The organism is Streptomyces sp. NPDC002054 (assembly GCF_040296685.1).
Classification (GTDB): domain Bacteria; phylum Actinomycetota; class Actinomycetes; order Streptomycetales; family Streptomycetaceae; genus Streptomyces.
On record NZ_JBEOXT010000001.1, the window covers coordinates 337,887 to 360,426 of the forward strand.

The 22,540-nt window shown below is 74.0% G+C and carries 16 protein-coding genes; 7 read left to right on the top strand and 9 right to left on the bottom strand.

Going from position 1 to position 22,540, the window contains the following annotated elements; all coding sequences use genetic code 11:
* Window positions 1–3 precede the first annotated feature (3 nt).
* Window positions 4–3,363, top strand: a complete 3,360-nt coding sequence (locus ABT123_RS01485; RefSeq protein ID WP_351308016.1) for a CHAT domain-containing protein — start codon at window positions 4–6, stop codon at window positions 3,361–3,363.
* 10 nt (window positions 3,364–3,373) lie between these two features.
* Here ABT123_RS01485 and ABT123_RS01490 read toward each other — a convergent pair whose 3' ends face one another.
* Window positions 3,374–4,933, bottom strand: coding sequence for a serine/threonine-protein kinase (locus ABT123_RS01490; RefSeq protein ID WP_351308019.1), 1,560 nt, complete (start codon window positions 4,931–4,933; stop codon window positions 3,374–3,376).
* Window positions 4,934–5,079: 146 nt separating this feature from the next.
* Here ABT123_RS01490 and ABT123_RS01495 point away from each other — a divergent pair, with 146 nt between their 5' ends.
* Window positions 5,080–6,975 (top strand): helix-turn-helix domain-containing protein, encoded by a 1,896-nt coding sequence (locus tag ABT123_RS01495; protein WP_351308022.1) that lies wholly within the window; start codon window positions 5,080–5,082, stop codon window positions 6,973–6,975.
* A 227-nt stretch (window positions 6,976–7,202) separates the two neighbouring features.
* On the opposite strand, the gene ABT123_RS01500 is transcribed toward ABT123_RS01495, so the two are convergent.
* Window positions 7,203–10,220, bottom strand: a complete 3,018-nt coding sequence (locus tag ABT123_RS01500) for a protein kinase domain-containing protein (protein WP_351308025.1) — start codon at window positions 10,218–10,220, stop codon at window positions 7,203–7,205.
* 102 nt (window positions 10,221–10,322) lie between these two features.
* Window positions 10,323–11,486: a YncE family protein gene (locus ABT123_RS01505; RefSeq protein ID WP_351308028.1), complete on the bottom strand. Its 1,164-nt coding sequence runs from the start codon at window positions 11,484–11,486 to the stop codon at window positions 10,323–10,325.
* Window positions 11,487–11,762: 276 nt separating this feature from the next.
* On the opposite strand from ABT123_RS01505, the gene ABT123_RS01510 reads away from it, so the two are divergent.
* On the top strand, window positions 11,763–12,698 hold the full coding sequence (locus ABT123_RS01510) for a TauD/TfdA dioxygenase family protein (RefSeq protein ID WP_351308031.1): 936 nt from the start codon (window positions 11,763–11,765) through the stop codon (window positions 12,696–12,698).
* Window positions 12,699–12,724: 26 nt separating this feature from the next.
* Here the strand turns inward: ABT123_RS01510 and ABT123_RS01515 are convergent, their stop codons facing one another.
* Entirely contained in the window at window positions 12,725–14,170 is a 1,446-nt protein-coding gene (locus ABT123_RS01515) for a virginiamycin B lyase family protein (RefSeq protein WP_351308034.1), read from the bottom strand.
* Between the two features lie 297 nt (window positions 14,171–14,467).
* On the opposite strand from ABT123_RS01515, the gene ABT123_RS01520 reads away from it, so the two are divergent.
* Both ABT123_RS01520 and ABT123_RS01525 read left to right on the top strand, forming a co-directional pair.
* Window positions 14,468–15,427 (top strand): hypothetical protein, encoded by a 960-nt coding sequence (locus tag ABT123_RS01520; protein ID WP_351308037.1) that lies wholly within the window; start codon window positions 14,468–14,470, stop codon window positions 15,425–15,427.
* Window positions 15,428–15,457: 30 nt separating this feature from the next.
* Complete coding sequence (locus tag ABT123_RS01525) at window positions 15,458–15,829, top strand: hypothetical protein (protein ID WP_351308040.1); 372 nt, start codon at window positions 15,458–15,460, stop codon at window positions 15,827–15,829.
* Window positions 15,830–15,904: 75 nt separating this feature from the next.
* Here ABT123_RS01525 and ABT123_RS01530 read toward each other — a convergent pair whose 3' ends face one another.
* From ABT123_RS01530 to ABT123_RS01550, 5 genes are all read right to left on the bottom strand, one after another.
* Window positions 15,905–16,798 carry a 2-oxoglutarate and iron-dependent oxygenase domain-containing protein gene (locus ABT123_RS01530; RefSeq protein WP_351308043.1) on the bottom strand — a complete coding sequence of 298 codons (894 nt, stop codon included), beginning with the start codon at window positions 16,796–16,798 and terminating at the stop codon, window positions 15,905–15,907.
* Between the two features lie 88 nt (window positions 16,799–16,886).
* On the bottom strand, window positions 16,887–17,834 hold the full coding sequence (locus ABT123_RS01535) for a hypothetical protein (RefSeq protein WP_351308046.1): 948 nt from the start codon (window positions 17,832–17,834) through the stop codon (window positions 16,887–16,889).
* On the bottom strand, window positions 17,834–18,376 hold the full coding sequence (locus tag ABT123_RS01540) for a SigE family RNA polymerase sigma factor (RefSeq protein ID WP_351308049.1): 543 nt from the start codon (window positions 18,374–18,376) through the stop codon (window positions 17,834–17,836). Before ABT123_RS01540 ends, ABT123_RS01535 begins: the two co-directional genes overlap by 1 nt.
* A 141-nt stretch (window positions 18,377–18,517) precedes the next feature.
* A complete protein-coding gene (locus tag ABT123_RS01545; protein ID WP_351308052.1) occupies window positions 18,518–19,438 on the bottom strand; it encodes a glycoside hydrolase family 19 protein in 921 nt (306 codons plus the stop codon).
* 138 nt (window positions 19,439–19,576) lie between these two features.
* A complete protein-coding gene (locus tag ABT123_RS01550; protein WP_351308055.1) occupies window positions 19,577–20,239 on the bottom strand; it encodes an HAD family hydrolase in 663 nt (220 codons plus the stop codon).
* A 388-nt stretch (window positions 20,240–20,627) separates the two neighbouring features.
* Between ABT123_RS01550 and ABT123_RS01555 the strand changes: the two genes are divergently transcribed.
* Complete coding sequence (locus ABT123_RS01555) at window positions 20,628–21,785, top strand: carboxylate-amine ligase (RefSeq protein WP_351308057.1); 1,158 nt, start codon at window positions 20,628–20,630, stop codon at window positions 21,783–21,785.
* A 69-nt stretch (window positions 21,786–21,854) separates the two neighbouring features.
* Entirely contained in the window at window positions 21,855–22,535 is a 681-nt protein-coding gene (locus tag ABT123_RS01560) for a pyridoxine/pyridoxamine 5'-phosphate oxidase (RefSeq protein WP_502970816.1), read from the top strand.
* Window positions 22,536–22,540: the final 5 nt, after the last annotated feature.

A 22,540-nucleotide genomic window follows, 5' to 3' on the forward strand; every position in this document is an offset into this window, starting at 1 on the left:
CCGATGACGGTCTCGGTGAGGGCGCCCTACGCCTGGCACTGCGAGGGGTGTGCCCAGGAACGCCAGGCTCCGGTGTGGCGCATCGTCGACGCCCGTGAGCGGGCCGACGTCCTGACGGCCCCCGGCCCGGGGGTGTCGTGGGTGGACTGCCCCACCTGCGGGACGAGGACATATGTCGAGGCGCCGCTGCTGGTCCTCCGCCCGGGTGCGGCGGCGCCCCTGCTGCTCGCGCTCTCCGTCCCGGAGATCGGGCACGGCATGCCGCCGTCCGCGGCATCCGTGCTGGCCGAGGCCGAGCGGGCCGGGGCCTTCCTCGGCCACCCCTTCGCCGGGCAGGTGATCCCGCTGCCGCGCAGGCTGCTCCCGGTCGTCCTGGCCCGCGACGTCGAGCAGGACTTGCGGGACCCCGAGGCGGCATGCCGGCAATTGGAGCCGGAGGGGGAACCGACGGCCGCCAACTACCGGATCTTCCTCGAATACCTTGAGGAGGAACGTGCTGCCGTCCGGGTGACGCAGCTGCCGGCCGCAGTGTTGGGAAGCCTGCCGGACGACCTTGCGGAGCTCGTTCGCTCGCACCCGGAGCTGACCCACGGCACCAGCGTGCGCGACGCAGGCCGTGAGGAGCTGCACGCGGCCGTCGGCACCCCGCTCGAACCGGTGCTGCGGATCCGCCAGCAGCTGCTGGACGAACTGAGCGACGGCCGGACGCCTCCGGACGCGGCGATACGACGCTACGCCGAGTCCCTGAACCACTTCACCGGCGGTCTGCGGACCCAACTGCACGCGCTGTACCTCAAGGCCCGGGACACCGAAGGCCCCGAAGGCATCGCGCCGGCCCGCGAGGCGCTGGAACTCGCCGCCGGGCTGGGCGAGGAAGAGATGGAGACCGAGCTCGCCGCCAGACTCGGCGAACGCCTGGTGCACGCCGTACGGGCCGGGCTCGATGCCGACCTGTCCGAGGCGCTCAGAGTCATGGAGCAGGCGCTGGCCCGGCTCCCCGAGGGCAGCCTGAACTGGGCGGAAGTGGCCAACAACCTCGCCACCGCCCACCACCTGCGCGACGACGGCGACCGGCAGGAGACCTGGGAAGCCGCCCGCGACCTGCTGGCGCGGGCGAGCGCGCTGGACCGCCGTGCGCATCCCGAAACCTGGGCACGGATCCAGACCAACCTCGGGCTGCTGCTCTCGGAGCGGCCGGGCGGCGGCCCCGAGGACCTCACCCTGGGCATCGGCCATATCAGGGCCGGGCTGGAGGAGCGGTCCCCGCAGCGCAACCGGCTCGACTGGGCCTACTCGATGATCAACCTCGGCCTGCTGCTGTACCGCCGCGCCGAGGCGGCGGACCTGCCGCAGGCGGAGCGGTGCTACCGGGACGCGCTCCAGCACCTCACCGCCGATGACGACCCGGTCCTGTGGTCACAGCTCCAGTGCAATCTGGCCGACCTGCTGCTGTCCCGTGACCCCGCCGACGCAGCCGGCGCCACAGCGGCGGCAACCGCGGCGCTCGAGCTGTCCAGGGCGCGCCCCGGGCTCGTCAACACCGGCCGCATCTCCTGGTTGCTGGCCCGGGCCAGTGACCGTCTCGACGGACCGGACAGCGCCGAAGGCATCCGGCTGCGCCGCGAGGCCCTCGCGGCCGTCCCCGCCGCGGTGTCGCCGTCCCTGCACCTCGGCATCGCCCGAGAACTGCTCCGCGCCCACGCCGCGGCGGCACGCTGGAGCGAGGCGGCCCAGGTCGCATCGGACATGCTGACCGCGGTCAACGCCCTCTACGACGCCCAGGTCACCGGAGCCGGCCGCCGGAGCGTGCTCGCCCAGGTGAGCCGGATCGCCCGCTGGGCCGCCTTCCTGCTGGCCCGGGCGGGGCGCCCGGACCGTGCGGTCGAAGCGATCGAAGGGGGCCTGGCCTGCGAGCTCTCGGTGGCGGCCGGTCGGGGAGCGGCGGATCTGGCGGACCTGGAGAACATCGACCCCGCACTGGCCCGCCGCTACCGGCTGGCGCGGAGCCGGTACCGGGCCTCCGTCGCGGAACCGTCCGCGGCGGCCGGCGGAGTCCTGTCTCCGGCATGGCGCGAGCAGGCCGAGGCGGAACGCGGTGTGCGCACGGTGATCGAAGACATCCGCTCGATCCCGGGCTTCGAGCGCTTCCTGCGCACCACCGAGCTGGCGGACATCGTCCGGGCCGCCGACGGACGGCCGCTCGCCTACCTGGTGAACGCGCCCTGGGGCAGCTACGTCCTCACGATCCCCCGGACTCCGGGCTCCGGTTCCGGTCCCAGTCCCAGTCCCGTACGGGCCGTTCCCGTGCCCGAGGTGAGCAGCGAGACCCTCACCCGCCTCCTGATCGTGGACCCGGCGGACGGCACGCAGGGACTGCTCCTCGTCCAGCAGGCCGGCGCGCTGAGGCGCCGGCGTGAGCTCCCCGCGGCCCTGGGACGCCTGGGTGTCCTCGAACCGCTCGTGCGCCCGATCGCGGAGCTCCTCGCGGACGATCCGGGGCACGAGGCCGTCGTCATCCCGAGCGGTCTGCTGGGCCTCGTCCCCCTCCACGCTGTGCCGCTCGGGCGGGAAACGGAACGAGCAGTTGAAGAAGTGCTCGACGACATCGGCACGGTGATCGTCTCCCCGTCCGCGGCGCTGTACGCCGCTTCCTGCGCAGGATCCGCCCGGCCGCCGGAGGCAGTGCCACGCCTGGTGGCCGTCACCGACCCCGACGGCTCGCTCCCCGGCAGCCGCAGCGAACTCGCCGAGATCCGTACGCTGTTCGAGCCGCCCGGCGAGGCCGACTGCGCGGTGGGGTCCGAAGCAACCGTGGGCTGGCTGCTCGACCACCTCGCACAGGCCTCGTACCTCCACATCAGCTGCCACGGCAGCGGTGGATTCGACAGCCGGGGCGGCTCATTGGCACTCGCCGACGGCCGCCTGGACATGGACACCCTGGTCCGCCATCAACTCCCCGCCTGCCGGATCGCGGTGGCCAGCGCCTGCCAATCGGGCCACTACGCGATGGTCGAGACCCCCGACGAGTTCCGCGGACTTCCGGCCGGCTTCCTCCAGGCCGGGGCGGCCTGCGCGGTGACCAGCCTGTGGCAGGTGGACGACATGGTGACCGCGCTGCTGATGACACGCTTCTACGAGCTGCTCTCCCCGGGCGACCGGGTAGGTGGCGTGCCGCCGGTGCCGGCCCTGCGCCGGTCGCGCAGGTGGCTGCGCCGCCTCACCCGGGAAGAGCTCGCGCAGTACACCGCCGCTCACCGGCACCTGGAAGTCCTGACCCAGCGTTACACCGCTCGCGCGGCGACGGACGAGCGGCCCTTCGCCTCGCCTGTCCATTGGGCCGCGTTCAGCGCATGGGGGGTGTAACGGCCCCCGGTCAGCTCCGCCGCGTCGGCCCGTTCGAGTCGAGGGTGAAACGGCTGACGGGGGAGAGGGGTGATCGCGGGGCCCTGATCTGCATGACCGTGTAACGCCCTCCGGTCAGACCCGTGAGGGTCACCGTGGCCGGGGAGCGGACCTCGGTGCCGTTCGCGCAGTTGGGCTGGCAGACCACCTCGTACAGTTGCCCGCTGGCGTGGGCGGTGGACAGTCCCCAGTCCGACCATGTCAGGCCCTTGAGCGTGGCCTTCCCGTCTCCACAGGCGAGCAGCAGCGAGGCGGGCTCGGCCAGGTGCTCCCCGAAGCAGCTGGCAATCGCGGCCGGCCGCCTGCTCGGCCGGGTATTGGCCGTCGTCGGCGCCTTTGCGCTCGGCTCCGGGACGGTGGAGGGCTCGGGAGCGAACGTGGTCGGGGCGGGGGTCGGTTGCCGGGGCGCCGAGGTGGTCGGATCGTCGCTCGGAAGCCGGGACGCCGTGACGGTCGGCCGGGGTTCGGCAATGGTCCCCGGGCCGGGGCCGGGGCCCGGGTCGGAACCGGTGCCGTACCCGGGTACCAGGGCGATGGCGACGGAGGCGACCGCGATGCCGGCTGCGATGCCCACGGCGATGGCGAACCCACGCCGGTTCGGTGCGGGCGGGGACACCGGCTTGGCAGGCCGCTTCCGGAGCTCGTCCTGGAGCCGCCCGATCTCCGCCTGCTGCTTCTCGATCAACTCGTACACCGCGGACGGCCAGGGGCGCTCCGAGGGCGTGATCCGGCCGATGGCTTCCAGCAGTTGGGCCGCGCTCGGCCGGTCGGCGGGGTCCTTGGCCAGACAGCCGGCGACGATCGGGCGGATCCTCACCGGCACCCCGCTCAGATCCGGGTCGGTGTGGACGATGTTGTACAAGGTCTGCGGCATGGCGGGGCCGATGAACGGGCACGCGCCGGTGCACGCCATGACCAGCACCGTCCCGAGGGAGAAGATGTCGCTGGCCGAGTCCAACGGCACTCCCCGGGCCTGCTCCGGGGACATGAAACCGGGTGAGCCGACCAACCAGCCCGTGTGGGTCAGCTCGCTGCCGCCTTCGCTGTCGGCCGCCCGGGCGATGCCGAAGTCGATCACTCGGGGCCCGTCCTCGGCGAGGAGCACATTGGACGGTTTCAGATCCCGGTGCACCAGGCCGGCCCGGTGGATGTCGACCAGGGCGGCGGCCAGTCCCGCGGCCATGCGCAGTATCGCCTCCTCCGGCAGTGCGCCCACGGCCGCCACAGCTTGCTGCAGCGACGGTCCGGGAACGAACTCCGAGGTCAGCCATGGTTCGGGCGCGTCCGCGTCCGCGTCGATGATCGTGGACGTGTACGCCCCGGAGACCTTGCGGGAGGCTTCCACCTCACGCCGGAACCGGGCCCGGAAACCGTCGTCCTCCACGAACTGGGTACGCACCTGCTTGACCGCGACCAGCTTCCCGTCCGGGGCGCTGCTCAGCAGGACCCGGCCCATCCCGCCCCGGCCGAGCTCCGCGATCGTCCGGTACTTGCCGACTGCCACCGGATCGGTGACCGCTAATCGTTTCACTGTGTCCCCCCGCATCGGAACCGTCGAGGACCGAGTCTCGGCGCCCCGGGCGCCCCGGACAAGACGTCGGCACCGCCCGCCCGCCCCGCGGCTTCCGGCCGAACGCGTTGGCGACCGCTGCTGCCGCCCGGAGCGGCCCCCGCCGTATGCTCCCCTCCGTGACAGCCCCCGGCAGCCCCCACCCCGTGCCCGAGCCCGACCCCCGCGCCCGGCCCGGCCTGCGGCAGCTGCTCGACCTGCTGGCCCAGGGCGCCTCCGCCGAGGCACTCGCCCGCCCCGCCGCCGAAGCCAAGGCCGCCGGAGCCGACCCCGAGGAACTGGCCGCCCTCGCCGAGGCCACCGAGGTGGCCCTGCGGATCCGCCGCACCCTCAGCCAGCACCGCCGCCGCGAGGCCCAGCTCACCGCCCTCTTCGACACCGCCAGCGACCTGGCCGCACTCCGCGACCTGGACGCCGTACTCCGCGCCATCGTCCACCGGGCCAAACTCCTCCTCGGCACCGACGTCACCTACCTCTCCCTCAACGACGACGAGGCCGGCGACACCTATATGCGGGTCACCGACGGCGCGGTGGCCCCCGCCTTCCAGCAGGTCCGCCTCGGCATGGGCGAAGGACTCGGCGGCCTCGTCGCCCAGACCGCCCGCCCCTACGCCACCGGCGACTACCAGGCCGACACCCGCTTCCACCACACCACCACCATCGACGGCGCCGTCCGCGACGAAGGACTGCGGGCCATCCTGGGCGTGCCCCTGCGCGTGGGCACCCAGGTCATCGGCGTCCTGTACGCCGCCGACCGCACCCCGCGCGCCTTCATCCCCGACGAGGTCGCCCTGCTCTCCTCGCTCGCCGACCACGCCGCCATCGCCATCGACGGCGCCCGGCTGCTGGAGGAGACGCGGGCGCAGAGCGAGGCCATGCGCCGCGCCGAACAGGCCCACGACCAGCTCACCGACCTCGTGCTGCGCGGCGGCGACGCCACCGGCGTGGCCGCGCAGATCGCCGACATCCTGGACGCCGGCATCCTCATCCACGACGCCGACGGCGCCGAACTCGCCCGTACGGGCACCGACCCCACCGAACCACTGCCCCCGCCCGCCCGGGCCGTGGCCGCCTCCCGGGCCAGCGGCCGGGCCGTCCGGCTCGACGGCACCTGGGTGTGCGCCGTGCTGGCCGGGCCCGAACTCCTCGGCAGCATCGCCCTCACCGGCCGCCCCGACCTCGCCGATGCGGACCGGCTGCTGTTCGAACGCGCCGGCGTGGTCACCGCCCTGCTTCTGCTGCTGCGCCGCTCGGTGGCCGAAACCGAGGACCGGATACGCGGCGAACTCCTCAACGACCTGCTGTCCACCACCGGCGACCCCGGCAGCCTGGCGGCCCGCGCCCACCGGCTGGGCATAGGCCTGGACCACCCACACGGCGTGTTCGTCACCCACGGCGAGACCGCCCCCCGGCACCGGCTGCTGGCCGCGGCAACCCGCAGCGCCCACGCCCACGACGGCCTGGCCGGAACCCACCGGGAACAGGTGGTCCTCCTCGTCCCCACCGGCGAACCCGGCGCCACCGCCCGGGCCCTAGCCGAGGAACTCGGCCAGGCTCTGGCCGCCCCGGTCACCGTCGGCGCGGCCGGCCCCACCACCGGCCCGGCGGGCCTGCCCGCAGCCCATGCCGAGGCACAGCGCTGCGTGGCCGCGCTGCGCGCCCTCGGCCAGACCGGCCGCGGCGGCGCCCTCGCCGACCTCGGCTTCGTCGGCCTGCTGCTCGGCGACCCGGCGGGCGTGTCCGGGTACGTACGGAACACCCTCGGCCCGCTGCTCGGCTATGACGCCGAGCGCGGCACCGACCTGACCGGCACCCTGGACGCATACTTCGAGCAGAGCGGCAGCCTCACCCGGACCAAGGACGTCCTGCACGTGCACGTGAACACGGTGGTCCAGCGCCTCGACCGGATCGGCCGGCTGCTGGGCGCCGACTGGAACGCCCCCGCCCGGGCGCTGGAACTCCAACTGGCGCTACGGCTGCACCGGCTGGCCCGGACCGGCTGAGACCGCTTAGGCCCTGTCCGGGCGATCTCCGCGGGCCCGCGCCGCTCCCCCAGCTACCGCTGGGAGGTGCCCCCAGGCACGGCACCTCGTCCCCCAGCTACCGCTGGGAGGTGCCCCCAGCGTTGTCGCATCGCGCAAGTACGTCCAGTACGAGTCGCGAAGCTCCGCCTTGCGATGTACCGCACCAGACGACGCGGGCTCATCCACGGAGATCGCCCGGACAGGACCTAACGCCAGGCGGGATGCCCCTCGGAGCCGCCGCCGACCCTCCGCTCGCCCGATCCGTCCGCGCGGACGGCCCAGATCGCCGGCTCCTCGTACGGGCCCCGGACGAAGGCCAGCCAATTGCCGTCCGGAGACCAGCTCGGATCCATCTCGTGGCGGTCGGTGACCACCAGGCCCCGGTCGTTCTTGCCGTCGGCGCCCACGAGGCGGATGTCGCCCTGGGTGGCCTTGCCGTAGGTTCCGGCGGTGTACGCGAAGGTGCGGCCGTCCGGGGACCAGACGGGGTCGAGCGCGGGGTGGGGCAGCCGGGTCACCTGCTCGGGAGCGGATCCCGGAGCCTCCGGATCGACCAGGTGGATCTGCCAGTTGTCCCGTCCGGCCTGGAGGGACACGGCGATCCGCTTGCCGTCCGGTGACCACGCCGGATCCTCGACCGGGGTGGTGCCGGTGGTGAGCTGCCGGGCTGAACCGGTGGCGAGCGTGATCACGAACAGCTGTTGTACGCCGCCCTTTTCGCGCAGCACGGCCAGCCGCTTGCCGTTCGGGGACCAGGACACCCGTCCGCCGGCGATGGCCGCGATCCGGTACTCCTCGGAGCCGTCGGCCTTCGCGGCCCAAACGGAAGCGCCCTGGGGCGTGACCCGGGTGAAGGCGAACGACCGGCGGTCGGGGGCCCACTGGGGCAGCATGTCGCAGCTGCTCCCGCTGACCAACGGCTTGGACGCGGCCGTGCTGCCGCCCTTCCCGCCCTCGCGGCGGGCGATCCGGCCGTGGCAGTTCTGCGGCCAGCCCTTGGCGGTGTCCGTGCGGACCAGCATCGCGGCGGTGGGGTACGGCGCGGGGCCGGCGGGCGGCGCGGAGGAGGCCGGGGGAGTGGCCGGCCCGCCGGCGCCGTTCGAGTTGTCCTCGGCGCCGCCGTCCCACGGCTGCCACCGCAACACCCCGATGGCGCTCAGCGCCAGCAGCCCAACCGCCACCCCGACCACCGCCGCCCGGCGCCGCCGCTTCGGCGGGCGCTGCGGCGGCACGGCCCCACCCGCACCAGGAGCAATCCACGCCCCGTAGCCGTCCGCGGCCACACCGGCCCCCGGCCCGGCGCCCTGGCCCACCGCTCCGGCTGCGCCGGCTGCCCCGGCTGGGCCGGGCCCCGGCCCGAGGCCCGCACCGCCGCCCGGCCCCGCGCCCGCGGCGCCGGGGCCCGGCCGTGCGCCCGGAGCCGCGCCCGTACGGGCCGATCCGGCCGATCCGGCCGTGCCGGGACCGGGCGGGAAGCCCGCACCGCCGCCCGGATCCGCAGCCGGACCGTGCCCGGAGCCCGCATCGGCACCCGCGCCCTGCACCGGGCCGACGGTGCCATGGCCCGGCCGTGTGTCTGCACCGCTGCCCGCAGCCGCGCCCGCACTCGCCACCGGCCCGGCCGGGCCGGCGGCCTCGGCCGGAGCCGCGGTGGCGCCCGGCCCCGCGCCCCCAGTTGCACCCGGGCTCGCGCCCGGCAGTGCGCCCGGAGCCGCGCCTGCGGCGGCAGCGCCCGCGCTCGCCGCCTGCCCGGCCGGGCCGGTGGCCTCGGCCGGAGCCGCCGCCGCAGCCGCGGTGGCGCCCGGCCCCGCTCCCGCAGCGCTGGGGCCCGGCTGTGCGCCCGCACCGGCGCCCGGAGCCGCGCCCGCGGCGGCAGCACCCGCGCCCGCGCTCGCCGCCGCACCGGCCGGGCCGGCGGCTTCGGCCGTAGCCGCGGTAGCGCCCGGGCTCGCGCCCGCAGCGCCGGGGCCCGGCCGTGCACCCGCGCCGGCGCCGGGAGCCGCGCTTGCGGCGGCAGCAGCCGTGTCCGCGCTCGCCGTCGGACCGGCCGGGCCGCTGCCCTCGGCGGGAGCCGCAGCCGCGGTGGCGCCCGGGCTCGTGCCCGCAGTTGCACCCGGGCTCGCGCCCGCAGCGCCGGGGCCCGGCTGTGCGCCCGCACCGCCGCCCGGAGCCGCAGCCGCACCCGGCACGGCGCCCGGGCTCGTGCCCGCAGCGGTGGCTCCCCGGACCCGGGCGGGTGGCCCGGTGGCGGTCACCGTGTCCGCAGCCCCGGGCCCGGCGCTGCCCCCGCCGGCCACAGGCATGGCGTCCGGTGCGGTCAGCGGGTGGTGCTCCGGCGCAGCTGCGCCGACCGCGTCGGCCGGGTCCTGCCGTGGCAGGAGTCGGGTCGCTTCGTCCGGGAGCCAGCCCTCGCCCGCCGGGTGGCGGACCGTCAGGCGGTCGAGGAAGGCCCCCGGGGTGGGCCGTCCCGCCGGGTTCTTGGACAGGCAGGCCGCGATGAGCTCGAGCAGTTCATCGGGGACCGCCCCGAGGTCCGGCTCCTCGTGCACCACCTTGTAGTGCCGCGCAGCCGCCGGCCCGTCGCCGAACGGCGAGCCGCCCGCCGCCTGGGTCAGCACCACCCCCAGCGCGAACATGTCCACCGCGGGAGTCACCGTGCCGCCGGTCAACTGCTCGGGTGCGAGGAACCCCGGCGTGCCCACCTGCAGTCCGGTCTGGGTCAGCGCGGTCCCGTCCAGCGCCCGCGCGATGCCGAAGTCGATGACCCGCGGCCCGTCCTCCGCGACGATGATGTTCGCGGGCTTCAGATCGCGGTGGATGACCCCCGCCCGGTGGATCGCCTCCAGCGCCTCCGCGAGCCCGGCCGCCAGCACCGTCAGCGTGTCCACGGGCAGCGCCCCGACCCGGCCGATCACCGCCGCCAGCGTGGGCCCGGGCACGAAGGCCGTCACCAGCCAGGCCGGGTCCGCCTCGGGGTCGGCGTCGACCACCGGAGCGGTGTGGAAGCCGCCCACCCGCCGCGCCGCCGCCACCTCGTCGGCGAACCGCCGCCGGAACCCGGGTTCGGTGCTGAGTTCGGGGCGTACCACCTTGACGGCCACCGCCCGTCCGGACTGGGAACGGCCCAGGTAGACCACGCCCATGCCCCCCTGGCCGAGCCGTCCCGTCAGCCGGTACCGGCCCTCGCCGACCGAAGTGGGATCGCCCGGTTCGAGCGGCTTCATATGCACCCCCGTTTCGCACCACGTGCGGTGCCAGCATCTCCCTACCGGCCAGCGCGCCCGCACGTCAAGCGCGGCTGCCCAGCTGCGCGGCTGCCCGGCTCCTCAGAGCACCGCGATGCCCAGCGGCCGGGCGCCCGCGCCGAGTCGGCGCATCGCCCCGGATGCCAGATCGACCACCGTGATGCCGTCCCAGAAACCGTCCCGGGTGTACCCGCCCGTGACATACGCCGTGCGGCCGTCCCGGGAGACGGCCACGTCCTCGTGCGGCCCCCGGAGCGGCAGCACCCGCTCGGTGCCGTCCGGCGCGCGGACGGTCAGTGACGGGCCGCGGCCGTCGCCGTCCACCGCCCCGGTGCCGACCACCAGCAGCCGCCCGTCCGGGGTCAGGGCCGCGCCGTGCTGGTGGGTGTCCGCCGTCATCGCCTCCACGCTGGTCCGGCCGGACCGCGGGTCCACCACCGCGAGCCGTTCGCCCTCGAAGGGCAGCAGAAGCATCCCGTCGGCCGGGCGTACGACGGCATAGTGCGGCTTCAGCCAGGAACCGAGGCCGCCCTCGGTGCCGTACGGGGCCACCTCGATCCGCCGCGGACGCAGGGTGCCGGCCGGTACGACGGTCACGTCGAAGGAATCGTGACCGGTGACGTATACCTCCGAGCCGTCGCGCGAGACATCCACGTCGAACGGGCGCCGGCCGACCGGCACAGTGGCGGTGACCTCCCACGTGCCGGTGTCCACGACCTCCAGCACCCCGTTGCCGCCGGGCACGTTCACCCCGACGTACGCCCGCTTCCCGTCGGGGGACAGGGCGATGCCCATGCCGCCGCCCCGGTACTCGCCGCGGTCCACCGGACCGCTGCCGGTCCGGTACGGGATCCGGGCCAGCCGGACCCGGGTCCGCGTGTCCACCACGGCGATGCCCTCCGCGGTGGCCACCCACGCCCGGCCGTCGCCGCCGACGGCGAGCGCGTACGGCGCCGTGCCCACCTGTACGGAGGCCAGCGCGCCGCGCGCCGGATGGACGAAGGTCACGGTGTCGGCACCGAAGTCCGCGACGAGCAGCGTGCCTTCGGGGGTCACGGCCGACGCGGGCAGCGGCGAAGCCGGCGCCGGCGCGGTGGCCGTCGGCCGGTCGGCCGCGGCGTCCCCCGCGGCGCCGCCGCCGCCGCTGCCCTCGGCGCCGCCGGGCCCGCTGCACCCCGCGAGCAGTAGCACGGCGAGCAGCGCGGCGGGCAGCGCACGCGGGAAGGATCGGTCGTGCGGTGCCATGGAACATCCCTCTGCCGTCGCCGGTCCGGGCGGCGCACCTCCGCTCCGCCCGCTTCCTCGGCCCAGCATCCCCCGAGACCTCCGCCACCCCGGTCGCCCCGCGGACCGACCCCCGGGTCATCCGATCGGCCGACCCGACCCCGAGGTCCGGATGCTAGACGTATTGACCCAAGCGGAATCGGTCATCGAGGCAGCGTATTTCAGGCCATTCGATCACCGGGTGAGCAGCCTGGAGCACACTGAACCCCTGGCGGAGCCACGACCAACGGAGCATGCATGAAACTCGAGGTACACCCGGTCGCCGGGCATATCGGAGCCGAGATCACCGGCGTCGACCTGGCCCACGACCTGGGCGAGGACGCGGTGGTCGCGGAGATCCGGGCGGCGGTGCAGCGCTGGAAGGTGGTCTTCTTCCGCGACCAGCGCCTCGACCACGCCGCGCACATCGCCTGCGCCCGCCGCTTCGGCACCCCTATCACGCTCGGATCCCGCGGCAGCGCCTCACCCGAGGACCACCCCCAGGTCGAAACCACCGCCGACCGGCTGGAACTGGGCGGTCGCTACGGCATGGACCACGCCGAATGGCTGGAGCGGCGCCGCCATTCGCTGCTGCGCGGCTGGCACTGCGACCACGGAGCCCGGATCGATCCGCCGGCCGCGACCATCCTGCGCGCCGAAACCGTGCCGGCGTACGGCGGGGACACGACCTGGTCCAATCTGGCGGCTGCCTACGCCGGACTGTCCGCCCCGGTCCGCGCCTTCGTGGACGGCCTGCGTGCCGAGCACCGGCTCGGCGTCGGCTATCAGCCGCGGGCCGGCGAGGACGCGTACGCCCGTCACCTGCTGGAGCATCAGACCGCCTCGGTGCACCCGCTGGTGCGGGTGCACCCGGAGACGGGCGAACGGCTGCTGTCCGTCAACGGCTACTACATCGAGCGGATCACGGAGCTGTCGCGGACGGAGAGCGGCCCGCTGCTGCAGATGCTGCTGGAGCAGGCGACCCGCCCCGAGTACACGGTGCGGTTCCGCTGGGAGCCGGGCAGCGTGGCCTTCTGGGACAACCGCGCCACCATCCATCTCGCGCCGGGCGACACGGCCCACCTCCGTCAGCCCCGGATCATGCACCGGGTGATGCTCGCCGGAGAGATCCCGGTCGGCGTGGACGGCCGGCCCTCGGAGCCCGTGACCGGGCCTGCCCCGGGGCACTGGTAGGCCCGGGGGCAGGAGGGAAGCGGCCGTCAGAAGGCGGTCACCCGGGTGGTGGCGACGGAGGTGTTGTTGCCGGGGGCCGGGTCGAAGGTCGAGGACGCCACCTTCGCGGTCGCCGTGTTCCGCCCCGGCACGGTGGCCCGGACGGTGACCTGGAAGGTCCGTTGCTGTCCGGCCGCCAGCGTGCCGAGGTTCCAGGTCAGGCGGGTCGGATCGGTCCGGTTGGCCCGTGGCGAGGACCCGGTGACGGGCAGGGTGACGGGCTTGTTCAGGGTGAGGACCACGTTCGAGGCGGCGGACAGCCCGTGGTTGGCGACCGTGAGGGTGTACGTGTACGGGCGGCCCGAGCGCCCCGTGTCCGGGGCGGCGAGGGAGACCGCCACGTCCGCGGCGGCCCCGCCGACCTCCACCCGGCCGATGACGTTGGCGCCGTTGTCGGTGTACCACATGTTCCCGTCGGGGCCCGCGGCGATGTGGAACGGGATGTCCGACGTGCTGGGGGTCGGCACCGGGTAGTCGGTGATCACACCCGCGGGAGTGATCCGTCCGATCTTGTTGATGTTGGACTCGGTGAACCACAGGTTGCCGTCCGGTCCGGCCGCGATGCCGATCGGTCCGCTGTTGGTGGCGGCCAGCGGGAAGTGTTCGATCACCCCGGAGGAGGGGGTGATCCGGCCGATCGCGTTGAAGCCCGGCTCCGAGAACCACACTTTCCCGTCCGGACCCGTGGTGATGCTGTCCGGAGCACTGTCCGGGTTCGGCAGCGTGAACTCCCTGATGTTTCCGGACGGGGTGATCCGCCCGATCCGGTTGGCGAAGAGCTCGGTGAACCACAGGTTGCCGTCGGGGCCGGCCGTGATCCGGTACGGGACGCTGTCCTCCTGGGGCAGCGTGAAGTCGGTGACGACCCCGGCCGGGGTGATCCGCCCCACCCGGTTGGCCCCGAGCTCGGCGAACCAGAGATTGCCGTCAGGTCCCGCCGTGATGCCCCACGGGAAGCTGTCCGCCTGGGGGAGCGGGAACTCCACGACCGTACCCGTCGGGGTGATCCGGCCGATCCGGTTGGTGTTGGGCGAGGTGAACCACAGGTTCCCGTCCGATCCCGTCACGATGTCGAACGGGAAGCTGCCCGGGGTCAGCACCGGGAACTCCGCGTCGACGACACCCGCCGGGGTGATCCGCCCGATCTTGTCGGAGCCGTTCTCGGTGAACCACACCTTGCCGTCCGGGCCCGCGGTGATTCCGGCCGGGAAGCCGATCGGGTTGGGCACGTTGAACTCGGTGATGTCGCCGACGGCCGCGGCCACCGCCTTGGCGGCAGGCTCCGGCTTCGGCGTTGCAAGGGCCGGGGCGGTGAGCCCGCACAGGCCGAGCAGACTGCCGACGAGCAGCAGGGCGGCCGACCGGCGGCCTCGGCGGCGCCGATGCCGGTGCCGGCGCTGCGGGGCCGGCGGTGGCGGGGCGGTTTCGGGCATGACAGCAGGAACCTTTCGGCCGGGGGAGTCAGCGGCCCGTCGGCGGCTCCCCGGCCGGCTGCCGGGCCCCTTTCGGTGCCGTACGCGGCTCAGCGTAGGAGCGCCGATCATGACCGGCGAGCGGACTGTGGGCCGTCTGATGGGCAGTCAAACGGGTACTCCCCGCGTCATCCTGCGGCACCGCCCGCCACTCTCCCGGGCGAGGAACCAACGTTTCCGCACGGGTGTCCCGTGTCCCGCCCGACGATCTCGGGGCAGCCTGTGGGCGTCCCGGCCGGGTTCCGAAGGGGAGGGAACATGCCACCACCACCGACTCGACGAGGGCGACCCGCCGGCCTGTCCGTGCTGGTCACCCTCCTGATGGCCGTGCTGCTCACGGCCACCGGCTGCACTGCCGATACGGCCGGCACCGCTGATTCCGCCCGTACGGCCGACCCGGTCGGGCCCGCCCTGACCCCCGCCGAGCTGCGCACCCTGGAGCGCGCCGAACAGGTACTCATCGGCCGCTGTCTGCGCGCGCAGCAGTTCGCCTACGTGGAGCCGGAGCCCGAGGCCGGTGCCGAGACCGACGCCCGCAGGTTCCCGTACGTCGTGGACGACATCGCGTGGGCCCGGTCGCACGGCTACGGCCTGGAACAGGACCGCAGGATCGCCGCCCGGAAGGAAGCCGACCCCAACGCCCGCTACTTTCGCAGCCTGTCCCCCGAGCGCCGGAAAGCCGCACTCGCCGCCCTGAACGGCCCGCGCCCCGTCGGCCTGTCGGTCGGCATGCCGGGCGGCGGAGTCGCGTCCGCCAGCGACAGCGGCTGCACCGCGGGCGCCCAGCGCAGCCTCTACGGCGACCTGCGGAGCTGGTTCGCCGCCCGCCTCGTCGTGGCCAACCTGGCACCGCTGTACGTACCGAAGGTGCGGGAGGACCGGCGGTTCCGGCAGGCCGAGGCCGCCTGGGCCCGCTGCATGGCCGGGCAGGGCCATCGGCTGGCCGGCCCGCACGAGTCCCGGCAGGCCCTGTCCGGTCTGGTCCGGGGCCTGCCACCCGCCCGGGCCAGGGTGGCGGAGATCCGCCTGGCGGTCGCCGAGGCCGAATGCGCCCGCGACTCGGGCCTGGCGAAGACCGCGGCGGCCCTCGACGCGCAGTACGGAGCCGAGGTGCGCCTCCGCTACGGCGAACAGATCACCACCCGGCTGCGACTGCAGCGCTCTGCCCTCCCCAGGGCCCACCGGATCCTCGCCGGGGCAGTCCTGCCCTCGGCGTGACATGAAAGGAATCACCACACTATGTTCCGAATGAAGAAGACCCTTGCCGCGGCGACGCTCGCCGTCTCCGCCGTACTCGCCGCCACCCTGCCGGCCGCCGTCGCGGTCGCCGCCGACGGCAACCTCTACGTGTGGGAGCACACCGGCGCCGGTGGCGCCGGCTGCACATGGGGCGGGGACGATAGCGACTACCGTTACAACACCGGCTGCGGCGACATGAACGACAAGGTGTCCTCCGCCAAGAACGACGGCTACTCGGGCGGTTTCGAGGACGTCCTCTTCTACGAGAACATCAGCCGTCGCGGCTCCTTTGTCTGCCTGCCCAACGGCGTCTACTGGAGCAGCATGCCGTCCGGCTGGAACGACCGTGCCTCCTCGCACAGTTGGGCCGACGCCTGCTGACAGCGGCACCACCACCAGCGGGCAGGCCCGGCCTGCCCGCTTCCCCTCTTCTCCGGCTGTCCGCGCATCGGGCGGTCACCTCAGCAGGCCGATCCGGCCCTCCGCGGTGATCCTGCGCGTGGTGGCCCGATCCGGATAGCACCGCATGAACATCTGCGTGAAGTGCCGCCCGTAATGCAGCTCCCCGTCTTCCCTGCCCTGTCCGTCTGCCGGAACCAGCGGCCGGATCCTGGCGTCGAAGTGCGGTTCGTGGAAGTACGCCAGGGTGAACCGCTCCCGGTCCGCGAGCCGGACCTTGTGCGGGGTGGACAGGATCACCCCGCCGGTCAGGAACTGCAGGATGTCGCCCGGAAACACCGTCAGCACTCCCGGGACGGGAGTCACGTACCGCCAGCCCGGTACCTCCTCGGCCAGGCCCGCCGAGCTCTCGCCCGCCCGCCAGTTCCGCGGACGCTGCTCCCCGGGCAGCGGCGGCCGTACGTACAACCCGCCCACCTCGTCCTGCGCGGCGATCACCAGCAGTCCGTAGTCGGTGTGCTCGCCGAGCCCGCCGACCCCGCCCAGGTACGCCTCCATAGCCGCCCGGAACGCCTCGCAGGGCCAGGGCACCGGCCCGTGGCAGGGCAGCCCGCCGCGCACCCGGGGATGGGAGGGCGCGAAATCGCGGGTGATGGTGAAGATCTCCGGGTGGTCCCGCAAACCCGCCGTCAGCTCCTCCCCGGAGGCGATGTACCCGCTGTACGACAGGTCGTTGACGCAGGCCGCCTTCTCGGCGGGCGGCAGCCGGAAGAACTCCCGCGCCGCCCCCATCGCCGCCGCGGTCCGCTCCTCCAGCCCCGCATCCCGCACCACCTGGAAGATCCCGTCCTCCTGCCAGGCGCGGATCATCCGCTGCCCCAGCCTCCGGTCCGCGGCCGACCCCGCCACCCGCTCCGGCACCCGGAACGTCGAGAACGCAGCCATCGCCATCCCCATCCCCTCTTCCGCACGGCCTCCTTACCGACTGCACGGCTCGCGCGCGGGACGGTTCGACAGAGGGGATCAGGCGATCAGGGAATCAGGGGATCAGCTTGTCGTAGCTCTTGTCCCGGTCCGAGTCGTAGATCTCCTTGCCCTGGGCGTCGAACCCCTTGATCCGCGGGGATGCGGTCACCCTGCGCTCCAGGATCCCGGTGGCGGCGAACCAGCCGTGGTCCAGGGCCGCCTCGACGGTGGTGCCGCCGTAGGTGACGGTCACCTTCGCGACCCGGGCGTCGACGGTGCCGATGCTGCCCCAGCGGTAGGGCAGTTTCCAGGGGCCTTCGGAGCTCAGCCGCTGCAGGAACAGCTTCCCGCCGTTCATATCGGGAACCACGGCCCCGCTGTCGGGCTGCCGGTCCCCGCCGATGGAGGAGTTGATCCCGACCGTCCCGTCCTTCTTGACGGTGCAGATCAGCCGGGTTTCCTTCGGAGCGTCCTTGACCGCGACGAAGTACCGCCCGTCACCCGGGGTGTTGTCGTTGCCGGTGGCCCGGTGCGCGAGGATGATCCGGTAGTCCTCCGGCTTGCCGAGGTCCGGGGCACTGCTGCCCATCGGGTTGCTCCGGTTGTAGGCCAGGCACTTCTCCAGTCCCTCGGCCGCGTCTTTCATGGTGATCCCGTCGGCCAGCTGGCCGGGGGTCGCGGGCCCGGCGGGGCCGGTCGGCGGGAGCGGGGCGGGGGAGTTGACCGGCACGGTGGGCCGGTCCCCGCCGTTGGGTCGGGTCGGGCCCGCCACCGAGGAGCCCTCCGCCGCGTCGCCGCTGCCGGAGAACGCGAACGCCCCGGCCGGTACGACGACCAGCACGGCCAGCGCCGCGCCCGCGACCGCCAGCCGGCGGCGCCGCTCCAGCCGTGCCTGCTTCACGATCGCCGGGTACGGAGCGCCTCCGGGCCGTACCGCGTGTGCGTCCTCGGCCATCAGGGCCCGCAGGCCCGCCTCGAAGTCGTATGCGTGGTCGTGGTCGTGTTCGTTGTATCCCGTCATCAGGCTGCTCCCTGCCGTGTCGTCGTCGTACGGACCGGTCCCTCCGCCACCTGCGCCAGCCCGGGATGGGCGCGCAGTTTCGCTAGTGCCTTGGAGGCCTGGCTCTTGACCGTGCCCGGGGAACACCCCAGGGCGTCGGCGACCTCGGCCTCCGAGAGGTCCTCCCAGTACCGCAGGACCACCACGGCCCGCTGCCTGGCCGGCAGCCCGGCCAGCGCGGTCATCAGCGCGTTCCGTTCGTCGGCCCAGGCAACGCCGGAGTCGGGTACGGACGTGTCCGGCGGGGTGGCCGTCAGCCGCTCGGGGACCCGCCGCTTGCGGAACCGGTCGCTATTGCAGGTGACCAGCATCCGGCGGACGTACGCCTCCGGGTTGTCGCTGCGCGACACCCGGCGCCATGACCGATAGGCCTTCGCCAGTGCGGTCTGGGTCAGGTCCTCCGCATCGTGCGGATTGCCCGTCAGCAGGTACGCCGTACGTACCAGATGAGTCCATCGTGCGCTGACGAAGGACTGGAATTGAGCTTCTTGCTCGGCTTGCATCACACACCCCCTCGCCCCCTTGACCACCACATTCTCGGATTCGGTTGCCCGGGTCCGGAAAACCGGAGGGGCCGGTGCACACCGACGGGGGTGTGCACCGGCCCCGGGGCGCGGCGGTGATGCGGTGAGGCGGTGACGTGGTCAGCAGGTCAGGTTGTTGCCCGGTGTGACCCCCAGCAGCTGGGTGAACTGCTGGTACTTGGTGACCCGGCTCTGCACCTGGGCGGGGTTGCCGCCATTGCACTCCAGGGCGCCGTTGATGGAACGGATGGTCTCGCCGAAGCCGGCGCCGTTGACCATGGCCGCGTGCGCGGTCATGGTGCCCGGCCCGTTCTGGGTGTTCCAGTACCACAGGGCCGTCTTCATGGCGATGGCCGGATCCTGCTCCACCAGGTACGGGTTGCCGAGCAGGTTGATGCCGAGTGCGTCCCCGGCCGCCTTGTAGTTGAAGTTCCAGCTGAGCTGGATGGGGCCGCGGCCGTAGTACGCGGCCTGGCCGGCCGGGCAGCCGTAGGGCTGGGTGGCATCGCAGTAGTGGGGGTAGTTGGCGGTGTTCTGCTCGACGATGTGGACCAGGCCGCCCGTCTCGTGGGAGACGTTGGCGAGGAAGGCCGCGGCCTCCCGGCGCTTGGTGGTGTCGTCGCCGGTCTTGGCGAAGCCGGGGTAGGCCGAGAGCGCCGAGACCAGGCCGTTGTAGGTGTAGAAGGGGTTCCGGTTCGGGAACATCTGGTTGAACTGGGCCTCGCTGACCACGAATCCGGACGGGTTCCCGTTGCCGGGGTCCGGGTCCGTCCCGCCGCCGCTGCCGCAGCTGCCCTGGTCGGCCCAGACACCCCACTCGCCGGTGGTCCCCGGGGTCTCGCCCTGGGTCCACCACTTGGCCTGCCAGTTGTGGCCGTTGTGCGAGGCGGTCATGCCGCCGGTGTACACGGAGGTCGAGGACCAGGCGGCCGTACAGGCTGCGGCTGCGGCGGAGTTCGCCGGGAGGACGACGGACAGGCCGGCGACCGCTGCGCCGGTGGCGGCCAGGGCGAGGGCGCGGCGGCGTAGTGCGCGTATCACGTAACTGCTCCTTGGGTGGGGGGAGTTGCCGTGGGGGGCGGCAACTTCCCCCACTCAAGCGAGAATGGTCTGGACCTGTCAAGGTCCAGACCATTCTTGGTTCATCTATCGGCTAAGGCTGTTTGCTACGGCTGTTTGCTACGACGCGCCGAACGGGCTCCCGTGGAGACGGCGGAGCAGCTCGGCCGGGTCCCGGTACACCGCCCCGGCTCCGGCCGCTTCGAGGTCGGCCCGTGGGATGCCGCCGCTGAGCAGGCCCACGCAGGCGACCCCGGCTCGGGTGCCCGCCTTCATGTCCCACACCGTGTCCCCGACGAACACGGCCCCGTCCGAAGGCGCATCGGCCAGCTCGAGGGCGTGCAGCACCGGCTCCGGCGCCGGTTTCCCCTCGCTCACGTCGTCGGCGCTCGCCGTCGCGGTGATGGCCTCGTCGGCGCCTATGGCCTTCCGCAGGGCCGTCAGCTCCGCCTCACCCGCGGAGGTGACGAGCACGACCCGCCAGCCCCGCCGGTCCAGTTCGCGGAGCAGTGCGCCGGCCGAGTCCAGGGCCGGCAGCCGGTCGAAGAAGGTGCCGTAGAGGACGTCGTGCGCGACGCTCAGCCGGTCGTCGCCGTCGCTGTCCCGGTCGTCGCCGAGCAGATGGGCGAGCAGGTCCTCCGCGGGCAGGCCGATCGCCCGGTGGATGTCGTGCATCGCGACCTCGTGTCCGGCCTGACGGAACGCTTCCCACCAGCACGTGACGTGGAGGTGATTGGTGTCGGTGAGGGTCCCGTCGACATCGAAGAGCGCGGCCCGGTTCATGTCCGCCTCCCGCCTGGTCCCGGCGCCCGGGCCACTGCTGCGCACCCCGGGCCGAGCCCCGCGGCGCGCCTACCCGTTCCCCTCCGCCGCACACCCCGCGCTGTCGTCGGATCCTCCGAAGCAACGGCTGGGACGGGTGAGGCGTCCAGGGCGGGGTATCCGCCTCGTGCCCCCCGACGCGCGCTCCGGCCGGGCCGTTCCGGCCGGGGGCGCCGGATCCCGGCGACCGTGTTCCTCGACGACCGTGTTGCCGCGCACCTCCGCGCGGCCTGGCAGCAGGGCCCGCACCGCCCTGCGCATCCCCCTGAGTCCTGCTGACCCGCACGCGGCCCGTACGCGAGTCTCCCCCGAGCCTCGCCCGAGCCTCATGCGACCGAGAGGAACCCGGATGGCCCTGACCGTTCCCCTGCGGGGAGCCGTGGAGCAGGCCCTCACCCGGCCCGCCACCCCACAGCTCACCATGGGTGTGGAGGAAGAATTCCTGTTGGTGGACCGCCGTAGCCGCGCTCCGGCCGGCCGTGCACCCCGCGTCATCGACGCCGCCCAGCCGCTGCTCGGCATGCAGGTGCAGAAGGAGTTCTTCACCGTCCAGGTGGAGGCCTGCACCGCCCCGACCGCCAGCCTCGCCGCGATGCGGGAGGAGCTGGCCCGCAACCGGGCCGTGCTCCGCGCCGCCGCGGCCGGCGAGGACTGTCTCCTCGTCGCCTCCGGAACGGCCGTGATCCCGCCGGAACGCCCGCTGACCGTGACCGAGGACGCCCGCTACCAGCGCATGAGCACCCGCTACGCCCCCCTCCTCGGCGCCCGCGACCGGGTGGTGTGCGGCTGCCACATCCACATCGGCGTCACCGGCCGCGCCCAGGCCCTGGCCCTCGCCAACCACCTGCAGCCCTGGCTGCCCGTCCTCCAGTCCATCGCCGCCAACTCGCCGTACAGCCACGGCAGGGACACCGGGTACGCGAGCCGGCGCGCCGTCGACCACACCCGCTGGCCCACCGTGCGGCCGGCCCCCATCCTGGACGAGGCCTCCTACGAACGCCTCGCGAGGGCCCTCCTCCGGTCCGGAGCGCTGCTCGACCGGGCGATGATCTACTGGTACGCCCGGCCCTCCGAGCACGTGCCCACGGTGGAGATCCGGGTCGCCGACACCAACGCCGACATCGATGTGATCGTATTGCTGGCCGCCCTCGTCCGGGGCCTCGCCACGGCCCTGCTCCCGGAGACCGACCGGGGCTGCCCGCCACCGGCTCCCCCGTACGGGCTGCTGTGGGCGGCCCACCGGCAGGCGGCCCGCCACGGACTGGAAGGCGCCGGCCTGGACCTGGCCACCGGCCTGCACGTGCCCGCCTGGCACCTGGTCGACCGGCTCCTCGCCCGGGCGGCACCCGGCCTGGAGGCGGCCGGCGACCTGACCCGCGTCGCCGGGCTTCTCGACCGGCTCCGCACCACCGGCACCGGCGCGGCCCGCCAGCGCGAGGCGTTCCTGCGCCACGGCCGGCTGTACGCCGTGGTGGACGGCCTCGCGAGGACCACGGCGGCTGCCTGACGCCGGGCCGGCCGCCGACCGGAGCGGGGCACGCACCACCCCGGTGCCCCGCCCGGCCCATGGTGTTCCATGACCCCCATGAGCACCGATGGCATCCGCGACTTCCACGAGACCCTGCACTCCCTGCGCGTGTGGGACACCGAGCTTCCCGCCTTCGACGCCACAGCGGCCCCCGCCGAGCCGCTGCCGCTGTTCCGGGAGTGGTTCGTCCACGCCGCCCGGGCCGGACAGACCGAGCCGCACACCATGGGCCTGGCCACCGCGGATGCCGAGGGGCGGCCCGACGTACGCATCCTGATGCTGCACGACGCCGACGAGCGCGGCTGGCACTTCGCCTCGCACTCCACCAGCACCAAGGGGCGCCAGCTCGCGGACCGGCCCGATGCCGCGCTCCTCTTCTACTGGCCCACCGTCGGCCGGCAGGTCCGCATCCGGGGGCAGGTGTCCGCCGCCGGCCCCGAGGAGAGCCGGGCCGACCTGGCCGTCCGCACCCGGGGGGCGCTCGCGGCAGCCCTCACCGGTCGTCAGAGCGAGGTGCTGGGCTCCACCGAGGAGCTGGAGCGGGCCTCGGCCGCCGCGTGGGAGCGGGCCGGGGCGGAGCCGGACGCCCCGGCGCCCACCTGGACGCGGTACGTCCTCCGGGCCGCCGAGGCGGAGTTCTTCCAGGGCGCCGCCACCCGCCGCCACATCCGCCTCCGCTACCGCCGCACCCCCGCCGGCACCTGGACCCGCGAGCTGCTGTGGCCGTGACCCGT

Bases quoted from the DNA above. Each gene is read 5' to 3' on its own strand.
- ABT123_RS01485 (WP_351308016.1), top strand. From the start codon at position 4: ATGACGGTCTCGGTGAGGGCGCCCTACGCCTGGCACTGCGAGGGGTGT.
- ABT123_RS01495 (WP_351308022.1), top strand. From the start codon at position 5,080: ATGCTCCCCTCCGTGACAGCCCCCGGCAGCCCCCACCCCGTGCCCGAG.
- ABT123_RS01500 (WP_351308025.1), bottom strand. From the start codon at position 10,220: ATGAAGCCGCTCGAACCGGGCGATCCCACTTCGGTCGGCGAGGGCCGG.
- ABT123_RS01505 (WP_351308028.1), bottom strand. From the start codon at position 11,486: ATGGCACCGCACGACCGATCCTTCCCGCGTGCGCTGCCCGCCGCGCTG.
- ABT123_RS01510 (WP_351308031.1), top strand. From the start codon at position 11,763: ATGAAACTCGAGGTACACCCGGTCGCCGGGCATATCGGAGCCGAGATC.
- ABT123_RS01515 (WP_351308034.1), bottom strand. From the start codon at position 14,170: ATGCCCGAAACCGCCCCGCCACCGCCGGCCCCGCAGCGCCGGCACCGG.
- ABT123_RS01520 (WP_351308037.1), top strand. From the start codon at position 14,468: ATGCCACCACCACCGACTCGACGAGGGCGACCCGCCGGCCTGTCCGTG.
- ABT123_RS01525 (WP_351308040.1), top strand. From the start codon at position 15,458: ATGAAGAAGACCCTTGCCGCGGCGACGCTCGCCGTCTCCGCCGTACTC.
- ABT123_RS01530 (WP_351308043.1), bottom strand. From the start codon at position 16,798: ATGGCGATGGCTGCGTTCTCGACGTTCCGGGTGCCGGAGCGGGTGGCG.
- ABT123_RS01535 (WP_351308046.1), bottom strand. From the start codon at position 17,834: ATGACGGGATACAACGAACACGACCACGACCACGCATACGACTTCGAG.
- ABT123_RS01540 (WP_351308049.1), bottom strand. From the start codon at position 18,376: ATGCAAGCCGAGCAAGAAGCTCAATTCCAGTCCTTCGTCAGCGCACGA.
- ABT123_RS01550 (WP_351308055.1), bottom strand. From the start codon at position 20,239: ATGAACCGGGCCGCGCTCTTCGATGTCGACGGGACCCTCACCGACACC.
- ABT123_RS01555 (WP_351308057.1), top strand. From the start codon at position 20,628: ATGGCCCTGACCGTTCCCCTGCGGGGAGCCGTGGAGCAGGCCCTCACC.
- ABT123_RS01560 (WP_502970816.1), top strand. From the start codon at position 21,855: ATGACCCCCATGAGCACCGATGGCATCCGCGACTTCCACGAGACCCTG.